Source organism: Bartonella sp. CM120XJJH, assembly GCF_042194715.1.
Lineage (GTDB): Bacteria > Pseudomonadota > Alphaproteobacteria > Rhizobiales > Rhizobiaceae > Bartonella.
Genome location: NZ_JBHINE010000106.1, coordinates 413 through 735, shown reverse-complemented (window position 1 = coordinate 735; position 323 = coordinate 413). Strand labels below are relative to the sequence as shown.

Below are 323 nucleotides of genomic sequence, written 5' to 3'. Positions count from 1 at the left end.
GATTGTGTTTCAGAGGAAGAACTAAAACAAAATCGTCTTAATCAAAATCATTTTAATAATGAAATTAATATAATGAACTTATTCCTGCAATGGTTTATCGTAGCATTCGTAATAACAACGATAATGTCTGTTCCCATAAGTTTACTTTGGCGTTTTAGATTTAAGGTTCCTGCCTGTTTATTTACAATAATGACAACCTTGGCTATTATTGCCGTCCCTTTTACATTTGATTTATCGTCTCTCTTTTAATCTATTTTTGTAAAAAATATTTCTAAAATATTAAAAACACCCTGCATTTTTAAGCGTCTTGAACTGTATCTCCT

1 pseudogene is annotated in these 323 nt (G+C 29.4%); it reads left to right on the top strand.

Annotated features, from left to right (window positions below):
• Positions 1 to 249, top strand: a pseudogene (locus ACFIKU_RS10035) (hypothetical protein); the annotation flags it as partial.
• Positions 250 to 323: the final 74 nt, after the last annotated feature.